15 protein-coding genes are annotated in these 15021 nt (G+C 38.1%); all 15 read left to right on the plus strand.

What is annotated here, in order from left to right:
- Positions 1–3 precede the first annotated feature (3 nt).
- The 15 genes from E2636_RS01140 (at position 4) to E2636_RS01205 (ending at position 14952) form a co-directional block, all read left to right on the plus strand.
- Positions 4–1017: an ABC transporter ATP-binding protein gene (locus tag E2636_RS01140; RefSeq protein ID WP_134208220.1), complete on the plus strand. Its 1014-nt coding sequence runs from the start codon at positions 4–6 to the stop codon at positions 1015–1017.
- Entirely contained in the window at positions 992–1993 is a 1002-nt protein-coding gene (locus tag E2636_RS01145) for an ABC transporter ATP-binding protein (protein ID WP_134208223.1), read from the plus strand. The genes E2636_RS01140 and E2636_RS01145 overlap by 26 nt, the downstream gene beginning before the upstream one ends.
- Before the next feature lie 27 nt (positions 1994–2020).
- Positions 2021–3625 carry a gamma-glutamyltransferase family protein gene (locus E2636_RS01150; RefSeq protein ID WP_134208225.1) on the plus strand — a complete coding sequence of 535 codons (1605 nt, stop codon included), beginning with the start codon at positions 2021–2023 and terminating at the stop codon, positions 3623–3625.
- Entirely contained in the window at positions 3619–4215 is a 597-nt protein-coding gene (locus tag E2636_RS01155) for a chromate transporter (RefSeq protein ID WP_134208227.1), read from the plus strand. Before E2636_RS01150 ends, E2636_RS01155 begins: the two co-directional genes overlap by 7 nt.
- Positions 4212–4742 (plus strand): chromate transporter, encoded by a 531-nt coding sequence (locus tag E2636_RS01160; protein WP_134208229.1) that lies wholly within the window; start codon positions 4212–4214, stop codon positions 4740–4742. Before E2636_RS01155 ends, E2636_RS01160 begins: the two co-directional genes overlap by 4 nt.
- Positions 4743–5439: 697 nt before the next feature.
- Positions 5440–7242 carry a glutamine--fructose-6-phosphate transaminase (isomerizing) gene (gene glmS, locus E2636_RS01165; protein WP_134208231.1) on the plus strand — a complete coding sequence of 601 codons (1803 nt, stop codon included), beginning with the start codon at positions 5440–5442 and terminating at the stop codon, positions 7240–7242.
- Positions 7243–7572: 330 nt separating this feature from the next.
- A complete protein-coding gene (locus tag E2636_RS01170) occupies positions 7573–7944 on the plus strand; it encodes an iron chaperone (RefSeq protein WP_134208234.1) in 372 nt (123 codons plus the stop codon).
- A gap of 248 nt (positions 7945–8192) precedes the next feature.
- Complete coding sequence (locus tag E2636_RS18840) at positions 8193–8363, plus strand: hypothetical protein (protein WP_166669462.1); 171 nt, start codon at positions 8193–8195, stop codon at positions 8361–8363.
- A 244-nt stretch (positions 8364–8607) separates the two neighbouring features.
- Positions 8608–9579 (plus strand): ABC transporter substrate-binding protein, encoded by a 972-nt coding sequence (locus E2636_RS01175; protein ID WP_134208236.1) that lies wholly within the window; start codon positions 8608–8610, stop codon positions 9577–9579.
- Positions 9580–9692: 113 nt separating this feature from the next.
- A complete protein-coding gene (locus E2636_RS01180; protein WP_134208238.1) occupies positions 9693–10709 on the plus strand; it encodes a FecCD family ABC transporter permease in 1017 nt (338 codons plus the stop codon).
- Positions 10702–11745 carry a FecCD family ABC transporter permease gene (locus E2636_RS01185; RefSeq protein ID WP_134208240.1) on the plus strand — a complete coding sequence of 348 codons (1044 nt, stop codon included), beginning with the start codon at positions 10702–10704 and terminating at the stop codon, positions 11743–11745. The genes E2636_RS01180 and E2636_RS01185 overlap by 8 nt, the downstream gene beginning before the upstream one ends.
- Positions 11746–11756: 11 nt before the next feature.
- On the plus strand, positions 11757–12494 hold the full coding sequence (locus E2636_RS01190) for an IucA/IucC family C-terminal-domain containing protein (RefSeq protein WP_134208242.1): 738 nt from the start codon (positions 11757–11759) through the stop codon (positions 12492–12494).
- Positions 12495–12498: 4 nt separating this feature from the next.
- Positions 12499–13326 (plus strand): ABC transporter ATP-binding protein, encoded by an 828-nt coding sequence (locus E2636_RS01195; RefSeq protein WP_134208244.1) that lies wholly within the window; start codon positions 12499–12501, stop codon positions 13324–13326.
- Positions 13327–13686: 360 nt separating this feature from the next.
- On the plus strand, positions 13687–14238 hold the full coding sequence (locus E2636_RS01200; RefSeq protein ID WP_134208246.1) for a hypothetical protein: 552 nt from the start codon (positions 13687–13689) through the stop codon (positions 14236–14238).
- A gap of 219 nt (positions 14239–14457) precedes the next feature.
- Complete coding sequence (locus tag E2636_RS01205) at positions 14458–14952, plus strand: ferritin (RefSeq protein ID WP_134208248.1); 495 nt, start codon at positions 14458–14460, stop codon at positions 14950–14952.
- Positions 14953–15021: the final 69 nt, after the last annotated feature.

Consider the following 15021-nt stretch of genomic DNA (forward strand, 5'->3'; position numbering starts at 1 on the left):
ACCATGCAGGAGACATTATTAGAAGTGAACAATTTAGTAACTGAATTCCGTACAGCAGACGGCAACGTCCAAGCTGTGCGGGATGTCTCCTTTTCCATAGCAAAAGGGGAGACATTATGCATCGTAGGGGAATCAGGCTGTGGGAAAAGCATTACGTCTTTATCTGTGATTGGTTTGCTCCCAAGCAATGGTAGAATTGCAAACGGAGAAGTGAAGTATGAAGGAAAGCCAATTCATAACTTACCCTATGAACAGATGAGACAAATGCGCGGAACAAAAATTTCGATGATTTTCCAAGAACCCATGACAGCTTTAAATCCAGTACTAACAGTGGGTTATCAGTTACGCGAACCTCTAATTCTTCATCATAAAATCAAGAAAAGTGAAGCGACGAAACAAGGTATAGAATTATTAAAACAAGTTGGAATCCCATACCCTGAAAAAAGAATGAATCAATATCCACATGAACTAAGTGGAGGGATGAGACAACGTGTCATGATTGCGATGGCACTTGCTTGTCATCCTGGATTGCTCATTGCGGATGAACCTACAACTGCTTTAGACGTAACGATCCAAGCACAAATTTTGGATTTAATTAATGAATTGAAGGAAAAATTAAATATGGGTATTATGATGGTTACGCATGATATGGGTGTTGTAGCTGAAGTTGCTGACCGTGTTATGGTCATGTATGCTGGCAAAAAAGTAGAAGAAGGCCCTGTAGCAGCTATATTTGATAACCCAAAACATCCTTATACAATCGGTTTATTAAATTCAGTACCAAATATTGATGATCCGGATTTCGAACTAGAACCAATACCCGGTTCGTTGCCGAGTTTACACGAACAGATTCATGGATGTCGTTTCCACCCGCGTTGTAAATTTGCGACTGACAAATGCCGTGAAATTGCTCCTCCAGAATTTACAACAAAAGAAGAAGGACATGTCGTGAGTTGTTGGTTACATGAAGAAGTAGAGGAGGAGGTTAAACATGGTCACCTTGTCGCCCAAATCTGAACCAAAGATACTCCTCGAATTAAAAGGTGTGAAAAAGTATTTTCCTATTAAAGGTGGCATCTTAAAACGTGTTCAAGGAAATGTCAAAGCTGTCGAAGATGTGTCATTGCAACTGTATGAAGGAGAAAGTTTAGGGGTAGTAGGGGAATCTGGTTGTGGGAAATCCACATTAGGTCGTGCTATTTTAGGTCTTGAAGAATTAACGGCAGGAAAAATCCGCTTTCGTGATGAAGAAATCCAAGATTTAAAACGTAAAGAGAAATTGAAATTTGTTAAAGAGATGCAAATGATTTTCCAAGATCCTTATGCTTCTTTAAACCCTCGACAACGTATTGGACATGCACTCGAAGAAGTCTTTACGATGCATACCAATATGTCAGCAAAAGAAAAACGTGCAAGTGTGATAGATTTGTTAAATGAAGTTGGGTTAAAAGAAGAACATTTTGATCGCTATCCGCATGAATTCAGCGGGGGCCAAAGACAACGTATAGGTATTGCCCGTGCAATTGCCTTAAATCCTTCGTTTGTTATTTGTGACGAAGCGGTATCAGCTTTGGATGTATCGGTGCAAGCACAAGTGTTAAAATTATTAAAGACCTTGCAAGAAAAGTATCAGTTATCCTATTTATTTATTTCGCATGATTTAGGGGTGGTTCGCTACTTCTGTGATCGCGTGCTTGTGATGTATCTTGGCACCACGGTGGAGTTAGGAACAGTAAAGGGATTATTTGCAGATCCATTACATCCTTATACCCAAGCGCTTTTATCGGCTATTCCGCGACCATCCGTTCACGTAAATACAAAACGAATTCGATTACAAGGAGATTTACCTAATCCAGCAAATCCGCCAAGTGGATGTCCATTCCACACACGTTGTCCAATTGCACAAGATGTGTGTAAGGTTGATAAACCCGCTTGGCAAGAATATGAAATAGGTCATTTTGCTGCATGTCATTTTGCAGGTACTAAAATTTAGGAACGAACAAATTTGAGGGGGATCATCATGGATTACTTACACCACCCATTTGCAGCGAAGCGTCATACCGTATTCGCGAAGAAAGGCATGGTCGCAACATCACAACCACTTGCAGCACAAGCAGGTCTTGAAATTTTGCAGAAAGGTGGTAATGCGATTGACGCTGCGATCGCGACAGCGGCAGCATTGACAGTTGTTGAACCAACTTCGAACGGAATTGGCGGCGATGCATTCGCACTTGTATGGACAAAAGATAAGCTACATGGTCTCAACGCCTCTGGTCCTGCACCACAATCGATTTCTGCTGAAGCTATACGACAAAAAGGACATGAAAAAATGCCTGTGTTTGGTGTGATTCCTGTCACTGTACCTGGTGTACCGGCTGCTTGGGCAGAGCTTTCACAGAAATTCGGCAAACTACCGTTAAAAGATGTACTCATTCCAGCTATTCGTTATGCAGAAGAAGGCTACCCATTAACACCGATTCTCGGGAAGTACTGGAAAGCTGCCTATAAGAAATTCAAGGATACCTTTACAACAGAAGAATTTGCCTCTTGGTTTGAAACATTTGCGCCAAACGGACGAGCGCCTGAAGTAGGAGAAGTTTGGTCATCTCCTGGTCACGCAAAAACGTTGCGTGCAATCGGTGAAACAAATGCAAGAGATTTCTATGAAGGCGAAATTGCGGATAAAATCGATGCCTACTTTAAGAAACACGATGGCTATTTAACAAAAGAAGATTTAGCTACATACAAACCACAATGGGTTGAGCCAGTTTCTGCGAATTACCGTGGATATGACGTATGGGAAATCCCACCAAATGGACAAGGCATGGTTGCACTTATGGCGTTAAACGTCTTTAAGCAATTAGACAAACCAGCTTGGCAAGATGCAGACACATTCCATCAACAGATTGAAGCCATGAAATTGGCATTCACAGACGGCCAAGCGTTTATTACAGAACCTGAAGCGATGCCAGTGAGCGTTGAACATTTACTATCAGAAGAATACGCAGAAAAGCGTGCGGGTGTTATCGAAGATACCGCAAGCAACCCACAACCTTATGAACTACCAAAGGGTGGCACTGTCTATTTAGCTGTTGCCGATGATGAAGGAAATATGGTTTCTTATATCCAAAGTAATTATATGGGCTTTGGCTCAGGTATCGTGGTGCCAGGTACTGGAATTGGGATGCAAAACCGTGGCCATGATTTTTCACTTGATGAAACACATCCGAACGTCTTGAAACCAGGGAAGAGAACGTATCATACCATCATTCCAGGATTCCTAACGAAAGATGGGCAAGCAGTTGGACCATTTGGTGTAATGGGTGGATATATGCAACCTCAAGGACACTTCCAAGTAGTAACCAATACAGTGGATTTCTTATTGAATCCACAAGCAACCTTGGATATGCCTCGCTGGCAGTGGATCAAAGGGAAGACGGTCCATGTCGAACCCGAGTTTCCAAATTACTTGGTGCAGAACTTGGTTAGAAAAGGACATGACATACATGTAACATCGGACGGTGGTAGTTTTGGACGCGGGCAGATCATTTGGCGAAATCCCGAAACGGGCGTACTGCAAGGCGGTACAGAATCCCGAACTGATGGAACCATCGCTGCTTGGTAGAACGTCCGATATCGAAGAACACCTCCGCGCGTCCAGGACGTGTTCTTCACCGTAACATTGGACTAGCTTTTTTTAGAATTGGCATGCTTGGATTTGGAGGAGGCCCTTCCTCGATTCCATTAGTTCATCAAGAAGTTGTGAAAAAATATGAATGGATGACTGACGATGAATTTGGAGACACCCTAGCTCTTGCCAATACATTACCAGGACCCATCGCCACAAAAATGGCGGGTTATGTTGGCTATCGAGTAGCAGGGTTATGGGGATGTCTAAATGCACTCCTTTCCTCTATCATTCCAACTGTAGTGTTAATGATTGTTTTTTTAGGTTTGCTTCAAACATATAAAGATGTCCCTTGGGTAGAAAATATGGCAGCATCAGTTGTTCCGGTTGTTGCCGTCATGCTTGCCTTGTTGACATGGGAATTTATTAAGAAATCAGGTCAAACACTTGGCTGGATGCGCGCTCTCTTGCTCTTGGCTCTATCAGCTATATTAATAGAGGCGTTTAATATTCATCCCGCATTTGTCATTTTAGGTTGCTTCCTGGTAGCTTTCTCCTCGCTGTTGAAAAGGAGGAAGAAAGCATGATCTACTGGCAAATATTTTTAGCCTTCTTTATTCCTGGGATATTAGGGTACGGCGGGGGGCCAGCATCTATCCCTCTAGTGGAGCATGAAGTAGTAGGTAAATATGAATGGATGTCTACGCAAGAATTTAGTGAGGTAGTTGCCATTGGAAATTCATTGCCTGGTCCGATTGCAACTAAAATGGCTGGTTATATTGGGTACGCAGAAGCGGGTGTGTTGGGGTCTATCGTAGCAATGATTGCCACGGTGGCTCCATCTTTAATCCTAATGATCGGTATGATGGTCATATTAATGAAGTACAAAGAAGAGCCCGAAGTGAAAAGTTTAACAAAACTCATTCGACCGGTCATAGCGGTGTTACTTGGATTTATGACGATTCGATTTGCACAACAATCAGTGGAAGGTGTTGGCATAAGCTACACGCTGCTCATAATGGGTGTAAGTTTTATTTTATTGGAAAAAGTAAAACTACATCCTGCTTTTGTCATAGCATTAGCATTATTATTTGGAGCTATTACAGGTTTGTGAAGAGTCGCAGAAATGCGGCTCTTTTTTAATGGGAATTTTTAATAGCTACCTTATTTAACAGGAGCGCAGCGAAAAAAAGAACCAATAAATCCCTAATAATGGGTGAAGCGGATTAAAACTGGTTTGAAGCCGAATAAATGGTCCGTGAAGCCGATTAAAATGACTGCGAAGCCGAATAAACAGAGATCGAAGCCGATTAAAACTACTCTGGAGCGGAATAAACCAATCACCAAGCTGGATAAAATAATCTCTGTATATAGTTTTTCTCAAATCGAAATAAGCAGAAATCCTACATCGCGAACTATTATGTTTTACTAGAATACAATGGGGTACAGTACTTAAGTACTTTATTGACGTATGTACGTGAATTCAGTATGATAGGAGTGCTGACGTAAACTGTAAGTCATTGACAACTGACTACGTCACCGTGGGAAAGGAGTGCAAATCCACGTTAAAAACAGGAAGATAATGATAGCGCCCGAGCTGAAGAAATCACAAGCAAACTGATCTTTAGCAGACGAGGAGGAGGAGTATCGAACATTCGGCGGATACCTCCCGGCCGCGATGCCCGGTCGTAATTCTTTTTCTTAACCCACAGAAGTGATTTTGTGATTAAAGGAAAAAGAGGGCACACGAACAGCTTCTGTTCATATGGCATAACGCTTACTTTGATTTTACTTAATGGAGGATTTAAATTATGTGCGGAATTGTAGGATACATTGGAGAATTAGATTCAAAAGAAATTTTATTAAAAGGCTTAGAGAAATTAGAATACCGCGGTTATGATTCAGCAGGTATAGCTGTGCGCAACGAAGATGGCATTACTGTCTTTAAAGAAAAAGGGCGTATCGCAGACTTACGTCAAGCAGTAGAACTTGATGTGTTCGCAAAAACAGGAATTGGTCATACACGTTGGGCGACTCACGGTGTACCCAATCAAATAAACGCTCATCCACATCAAAGTGATTCGCAACGTTTTACGCTTGTTCATAATGGCGTTATTGAAAACTACCACTTGGTACAAAAAGAATATTTATCTGACGTTGACATGAAGTCTGATACGGATACAGAGGTCATTGTACAATTGCTTGAGAAATTCTCAAATGATGGCATGACAACTGGTGAAGCCTTCCGTCATACTTTGTCATTGTTACATGGTTCATATGCAATAGCGTTACTAGATTCAGAGGAAGCGCAAACCATCTATGTAGCTAAAAATAAGAGTCCGTTATTAGTAGGTCTTGGTGATGGTTTTAATGTAGTGGCTTCTGACGCGATGGCAATGTTACAAGTAACATCTCAATACGTAGAACTTCATGATCAAGAAATGGTAATCGTGAAAAAAGAGTCTGTCGAAATTCAACAATTAGACGGAACAGTCGTGAAACGTGATTCATACACGGCCGAACTTGATATGAGTGATATTGAAAAAGGTACGTATCCTCACTACATGTTAAAAGAAATTGACGAGCAACCAGCTGTTATGCGTAAAATAATTCAAGCATATCAGAATGAACAAGGAGATCTTGAAATAGAAGATGCTATCTTGGCTGCTTTGAATAATGCAGATCGTCTCTATATTATTGCGGCAGGTACTAGTTATCACGCAGGATTAGTCGGAAAAGAATACTTTGAGAAAATTGCAGGGATTCCGGTAGAAGTTCACATCGCAAGTGAATTTGGCTACAACATGCCTTTATTATCAAAAAATCCAATATTTATGTTCATCACACAATCAGGCGAAACGGCAGATAGTCGCCAAGTATTAGTGAAAATCAAAAAATTAGGTCATCCTACGTTGACTGTAACCAATGTTAAAGGCTCTACGCTTTCTCGTGAAGCGGATTATACATTGCTACTACATGCAGGTCCTGAAATTGCAGTAGCTTCTACAAAAGCTTATACAGCTCAAATCGCAGTACTTGCGATAACGGCAGCACTCGTTGCTAAAAAAGCGGGACATCAAGTAGAATTTGATATCGTTCATGAAATTGGGATTGTCGCAAATGCTATGCAATCGCTAGTTGATTCAAAAGAAGAAATGGAGCAAATCGCTCGTGACTTCCTTGCAACAACACGCAACGCATTCTTCATTGGCCGTAACTTAGACTTCTGTGTCAGCATGGAAGGCGCATTGAAATTAAAAGAAATTTCATATATCCAAGCTGAAGGCTTTGCCGGTGGCGAATTGAAACACGGAACCATCGCGTTAATTGAAGAAGGCACACCAGTCTTCGCTTTGGTAACACAAAAAGCAGTGAGTTTAAATATTCGTGGAAACGTAAAAGAAGTGGTAGCACGTGGAGCCAATCCATGTATCATTGCAATGGAAGGCATGGAAGAAGAGGGCGATACAGTTATCTTACCAAAAGTGCATCCTCTGCTATCTCCACTTGTTTCGGTCATTCCTATGCAGTTAATCAGCTACTACGCATCACTTCACCGTGATTGTGACGTGGATAAACCACGTAACTTGGCAAAATCGGTTACAGTTGAATAAAAAAGAAATTCAAACCTTTTATAGATTTGAAATAAAGTTTGACCATTTTTAATAAAGTTGCACCGTTTCACCCCGTTGGATATGATTATCCAATGGGGTGTTTTTTTATCGAAAATAATGAAAACAAAGGAATAAGTGTTCAATGACACTAAATTTGTTTTATTTACTTTAATATCATCTATGTTGAAAGAATCCATATGCCATTAAAATTACAAGAAGTGTAAGAACGCGATTAATTTATATAGATGTTATGGATGAGGTTGAGAATGCTGTAATAGCAAAACAAATTAAATCGATTAAAAATATTTAGTAATTTCAGGAGGGAACAACATGGAGGTTTTTGCAGAATATTTAGCGCGTATCGATAACCCACAAAACCGGGAACGAACGGAAGAAGTCTTGGCTTGGGTAACTAAAAAATTTCCGAATTTAATGCCGAAAATTGCTTGGAATCAGCCTATGTTTACCGATCACGGCACATATATTATTGGCTTTAGCATAGCCAAACACCATTTGGCTGTTGCCCCTGAATTGGCAGGGATTAATCATTTTTCTGATGAAATTGTGCAGGCTGGTTATGATCACACCAAGCAGTTGGTACGAATCAAGTGGGGTCGTCCGGTTGATTTCTCATTACTTGAGAAAATGATCGAGTTTAATATCTTGGACAAGGCAGACTGTTCAACTTTTTGGCGAAAATAAAAAATAGGATTATTTAGGGTTCAATTAATTTTAATCAAACTTTTTTTAAAGTTATTTGTAAATAAATAAGGCTAGTAAAATAAAATTAAAAGAGGTTTACTTAACTGAATATCAGACAGTTAAGTAAACCTTTTTTTAGTGCCTTTAAATGTGAAAAAGATAGCTCATTAACATCTAAAAAGAAGAAATGTCCATTAAGAATAAAACCTTCTATACGGAGCACATTAGACTCTAGGAGGTGAATATCCATGAGTAAAAACAACAAAAAAACAATTAATGTAAGAACGCATAACAGCTTCGGACTCTACAAAAGTCCCAACCATAATCCCGAGGAAGAAATTGCTACAGACTTTGATGCTAAACCTAGAAAAATTGCTACCGACAAAAACAAGGATCAACAATCCAACAAAAATAAATAAGTGATGAAAATAACCTCTGTGGATAGGAATTCCTCAAGAGGTTTTTTTTCGTTAATTAATAGTCGAAGGAGTATTAAAATCAAATTGAGAATTCATTATGGAGTACATAGTCAATACATCCGAAAATCAAACAAGAAATATCAAGACGATAGAAAAAAAGCTTTACACATTTTCTCAAATAATGGTAAGATACACAAATGACAATGATTATCATTATCATTACCAAGATTAAAGGAGTGTACATATGTTTCACAATAAAAAGATCGTTTTAATTATGTCATTTGTAATGACATTGATATTACTAGTAACAGGCTGTGGTAATAAGGAAACAATAGTCGAGGAAAAAGAAGCATCTGCAGCTCAAGAAGAACGCGTAGTTAAGCATTCTGCAGGAGAAACAGCGATTAAAGGTACGCCTAAAAAAATCGTCACGTTATATCAAGGTGCAAATGATACTGCTGCAGCACTTGGTGTGAAGCCAGTGGGTGTTGTCGAGTCTTGGAGTCAACAACCAATATATGAATATTTAAGAACTGATTTAGAAGGTGCAACTAATGTTGGACAAGAGTTACAACCGAACTTAGAAGAGATTGCTAAATTAAAACCAGATTTAATTATTGCATCTATTTATCGCCATGAGGCAATTTATGATCAACTATCTAAAATTGCTCCAACTATCATGGACGATACAGTTTATGAATGGAAAGATACGATGAATTTAATGGCTGAAGCGTTAAATAAACAAGATAAAGCCGATGAATTATTAGCTGAGTGGGATGGTCGAGTAGAAGATTTCAAAACACAAATGGGTGACCAGTTACCGATTAAGGCAGCCATCACAAACTTCCGCTCAGATCATATGCGTGTCTATTACAATAGTTATGCGGGTTCAATTTTGAACGAATTAGGATTTGAAGGACTTGAACGCCCTGCAGGTACTGAGGGAGAAGAGTGGGGAGAGAAGATCACTACTAAGGAACGTCTCGCTGAACTGAGTGCCGATACAATATTTAACTTCAACGCATCTAAAGATTCTGAACTAGTTGAGAAAAACTACGAAGAGTGGACAAGTCATCCTCTTTGGAACGAAATTGATGCTGTGAAAAACGATAAGGTTTTCCAGGTTGACGAAGTGTTTTGGAGTACTGGAGCTGGGTATAAATCAGCTAATTTAATGCTTGATAGCTTATATGAAATATATGAATTAAAAAAATAAGACATTCGTTCATGTCAAATTATGAACCTGCTGAGAAATGAACGGTCTATGTTCATCATTGAAGCAGGTTCTCTTTACTTTAGAATGAAGTCAAATATATGAATGGTGATTAAATGTCCCAACTTGTAAAACAAAATAGAAGAAAGATATTTGGCTTAATTTTATTAGTAATAATCTTACTCATTTGTATGCTATCGAGTTTGATGTTCGGTATTAAGCATTATGCATTGGCTGATATTTACAACATGAGCATGTTTTTTAATGCACAAGATATCACTCATATTATTATTTGGAAAGAGCGTTTCCCTCGTATGGTAATCGCTGTCGTTACAGGGGCTTCTCTAGGGATGGCTGGCATGATTAGTCAATTGTTAACACGTAATCCTTTAGGGTCCCCTAGTGTGCTAGGAATTAATGCAGGTTCGATTTTTTTTATTGTCGTATTTGTTGTTGTATTAAATGTAACAGATTTAAATGTCATTGTGTATTTCGCTTTTTTAGGAGCATTACTAGCCGCTGTTTTAGTATATTTACTCGGTACTGTTAGTAATTCTGGCACTACATCGGTACGAATTATTTTAGCTGGAATTGCAGTAAATGCCATGTTTGTGTCTTTTACGCAAATCATTTTGTTAATGAATCAAAAAGGCATGAATGACGTTCTGTTTTGGATGGCAGGTACGATTAGTGGACGGACCTTAGATATGTTATTCGCTGTATTGCCGTTCTTACTTAGTGCACTCATTGTGACTTGTTTTTTAGCGGGATCCATGAATATTTACGCATCTGGAGAGAGTATTGCCAAAGGGTTGGGGCAAAACATAATGGTCATGAAATTGACCTTACTGGTATTAATGGTTGTACTAGCGGGTGGGTCATTAGCGGTAATTGGTAACGTCGCGTTTGTTGGTTTAATTATTCCACATTTAGCTAGATCACTTGTTGGAAACAATTATGCTTGGTTAACAAGCTATTCTATTGTATTAGGAAGCATCTTTTTGCTGGTTGCAGATATTAGTACCCGGCTAATTAATCCACCATCAGAAATACCTTTAGGTGTGATAACCGCTTTCTTAGGAGCACCGTTCTTTATTTATGTAGCATTTAAAGGAGGACGTGCTCGTGTCTAATCGCTGGATTGTTCGGTCTAAATATGAGAAATTTTCATTTTTTTTAATAAAGAAAGAAGTGTATAAAACCATAGCCGTACTGATTAGTTTATTGTTAGTCGTTTTGTTAGGGTTGATGGTTGGCTTCGATATTATTCCTTTTCATGAAGTGATTAATTATACGTTTAATTTAGCACCGATTGACAATGAATTTGCCTTAGGGGAATTAAGAATGCCACGTGTTTTATCGGGCATGATCGTTGGAGCATCACTTGCCGTCGCTGGTTTAATCGTGCAAGGAATCGTACGAAACCCGCTTGCTTCACCTGATGTCATTGGTGTCACAAGTGGCGCTTCTTTAGGGGCAGTTTTATTTATCACTTACTTGAGTAGTTCAATGGGAATTCAATGGACACCCATTTTTGCTGTACTTGGTGCAATTGTTACTTTCTTTATCATTTATCTATTTTCATTACATCCGTTGATAACAGGGAATCAAATTGTGTTAATAGGCATTGGATTAGCCGCATTTGCAAATGCGTTTATTATGTATATTCTCGTGACATCGGATTCATTTTCATCAGAACGCGTATTTTTATGGATGACAGGCAGCCTATATGGCGTCAATTGGCTACAAACTATATCGATACTCGTATCGTTTAGTAGTTTATTCTTTATGATTATGTGGTCGCAGCGGAAGTTCGAGTTGTACAGTTACGGTGATGCAGTTGCCGAACAGTTAGGCTTAAATTTGAAGAGATTTAGAATCTTATTCCTACTTTTTAGTGCACTTCTTTGCGGACTATCTGTTTCTGTAGCTGGAGGAATTGGCTTTATTGGTTTGCTGACACCGCATATTTCACGTAAAATTGTGCGTCATCACACGTCACTTCTATTTATTACAACAGCTGGTATCGGTGCAATATTAGTAGTACTGGCAGACTGGATTGCGCGAATTGCTTTTCATCCATTAGATATTCCAGTAGGCGTTTTTACATCAGGTATCGGAGCACCATTCTTTATTTATTTGTTGATTAAAAATCGAAATTCGTTTTAGGGGTGATAAAAATGATCAGTATGGCGATGAATGAACTGAAAAATTTCGATATATATGTTGAATATGAGAACGCTAAAGAAATCACGATAACAGATTTGCTAAATGAGGAAAAATGTTTAGCCTTTCTTCAAAAGCAAATGATCGACATAAAAGCACCCAATTTAGCGGTTGCCGCATCCATGCTGTCAAAAAGATATGCGTATCTTGTCGTGTCTTCCACCTTATATAGTATGGTCGAATTCAACTGTGCCCTTAATTTGCCGGTAAAAGCATGTGCATTAAGTAAAGAACGCACATTATGTATTCAAGAAGGACTGTGCAAATGGCAGGAATTAAAGGGCATGGAGCGGGAACAATGGCGTATATCTTTGCTGCAAGACCTTTTTTCGGATCATATTACCCCGGTTCTAAACATACTCAATAAAATATCTCGGGCTCCGTCATCAATATTATGGGAGAATGTAGCCATTCGAATTAACTCAATTTACCGAAAAACTTTAGCGAAAGAATTAGATCCTGTTAAAATTAAACGCTTAACCAGCGACTTTAATTTCTTGAAAAATGCGAGTGGAAAGTTATTTAATTTAAAATCAAACCCCCTTAAACCTTTTCTAAAAATTGGTGAAGAACATACATGTAACCCGTATCGTAGGACGTGCTGCATGTACAATAAATTAGAGAAAAGTGAAGGAATTAGTTATTGTGGTAATTGCCCAGTTAAACTTAAGCAAACAAAAGCGAGGAATTAATGCGATGAGCGAAATTCAAATTAATATAAAAAATCTTTCATTAGCATACGGTGATACGACTATAATTGATTCATTAAATTTAGCAATACCTAAAGGGAAAATCACCGTCTTTATCGGTCGAAATGGATGCGGGAAATCAACTTTGCTACAAGCTATGGGCCGATTAATCAAACCACGAACTGGTAGCGTATTCCTGGATGACCGCGATATTTTAAAGATGGATTCTAAAGAAGTCGCTAAAGAGTTATCCATTTTACCTCAGTCACCAATTGCCCCAGAAGGAGTAACCGTGGAACAGTTAGTAAAACAAGGGCGATATCCATATCAAAGTACATTCAAACAATGGACTCAAGAAGATGAAACAACTGTTAATCATGCGTTAACCGTAACAAACATGGAAGAATTACAAAATAAACATGTCAATGAATTATCTGGCGGACAGCGTCAAAGAGCCTGGATCGCCCTTAATCTTACTCAAAATACCGATACCCTTTTATTAGATGAACCAACTACTTATTTAGATTTATCTCACCAAATTGAAATTTTAGACCTCTTATATGAGATGAATAGAAAAGATAACAGAACCATCGTTATGGTATTGCACGATATCAATTTGGCCAGTCGTTATGCGGATCATCTCGTAGCGATTAAGGACCAAAAAGTTTTTATTCAAGGCGTTCCTGAAGCAATTATAACCAGCGAAAACATCGAACGCATATACGGATTAAAATGTCGCATCGGGTTTGACAGTAAATTCGGTACGCCCATCTGTTACCCAGAGGGAAAAGGAAGAAATATAAAAACAAATAATGGGATATATGAATTGGCGTGAATCTATTCGATTCACGCCAATTTTTAAATTGACATAAGTCGGAGAATGTTTAATTCATAAAACATTTCAGAATTGTACGGATAAATGATGAAAAGCTCTCTAATTCGTCAGAGAAAAGGATTTGAAGAGTAAGTATTAACTTTTATTTTCTAGTTTTTTTAGTGTTAATGCTTAAGAGAAAATTAAGCCCCTTCTACGATTGGTAATAAAAGTAGCCCATTGTAGACTTAGTAATACTTTTTAGGAATATTGACAATTTGTGAATCTTTTCATTACTAGTATTCGTAAATGACACTAGACAGATTATTATGATAAATGATTGTGTTTATATTAAAGTCATTTAAAAGAGGAGAAAATAGATTGAACTACACTGAAGCTAAGAGTAAATTTTGGGTTTTCGCACTCCTATTATTTATTATAGCCCCGTTTGTAATAATGCTAACGCCTATGATTGTTTCGGTTACACTTTCCGATACTCCTGACAAAATCATCTTTATTCCATTGGGTACAAGTATGATGATGTATGCTTTAGCGTTTGTATTTGTAATCGTGCTACTATGTGCTATGTATTTTTCAAAGTCCGTTCTTATTAATAATGTCACAGGAATCATAGCTGTAGTTGGTTTCGTCATCATTTTCAGCTTAGGCGTTCAAAACTACGTGTATTTACATGAGGACTTTATTAAATATCATCCACTTTGGGATGAAAAAGAAGAATATAAATGGGAAGATCTTACGAATGTGACACACGAGATGTACGACGAAAAAACTAATCGAGATGAAAAATATATTTTCGAGTTCAACGACGGCTATACATTTGAGTTTTTAGTATCCGGAATAGTAGATGGAACTGTTCAAAGTAAGATTTACCATAAGTTGATTGAGCTCGAAGTACCATATAAGGAGTATTAATAGAAGACAATCCAAATTAGAGGCAACTCAACCAAGTAAAATTGTTTAGGAATCATCAAAATCTGGCGCTAGGCCTTTACTAATTTATTACATCATCCAATTGATAGATGTAATCATTCTCAATTGAATCACTACATTCTCAATAAATTGTATAATTTAATTATATCTGCTATGATTAAATTATAATAATTACAATTAACTAATTGGAGGAATTTATTTATGTTACCAACTAAAATGACTGAAGCTTTAAATAAGCAATTTAATAATGAAATGCAGGCAGCCCATGCTTATAAGGCAATGGCGACTTATTTTTCGGATAAAGGGTATCAAGGCTTTGCTAATTTTTATTTAGTACAAGCTAAAGAAGAAGATTTTCATGCTATGAAGTTTTACCATTTCTTAGTGACAATGGGTGAAAAGCCAGTACTTCGTAAATTAGAAGAACCGAAGAATCACTTTGAGAATGCAGTAAATGTAGTTGAAGAATCTCTAGCACAAGAAAGAGCAGTGACTACTGATATCTATACATTGGCTACTCTTGCAGAAGAGTTAAAGCAACATTCTACAAAAACGTTTTTAGATTGGTTTATTAAAGAACAAATGGAGGAAGAAGAAGCTTTCCGCTTAATTCTTGTGAAATTGAATGGCATACAAGAAGGGGGCGAGTTCTTCCTTAAGATGGATGAAGATTTTGCTCAACGAACATTAGAATAAAGATGAAAACCCAGCACATGGACAACTATGTGTTGGGTTTTTTATTTTAATTGTTGGAGGTAATCCTGA

It is taken from the genome of Paenisporosarcina antarctica (assembly GCF_004367585.1).
In the GTDB taxonomy this organism is placed as follows: Bacteria; Bacillota; Bacilli; order Bacillales_A; family Planococcaceae; genus Paenisporosarcina; species Paenisporosarcina antarctica.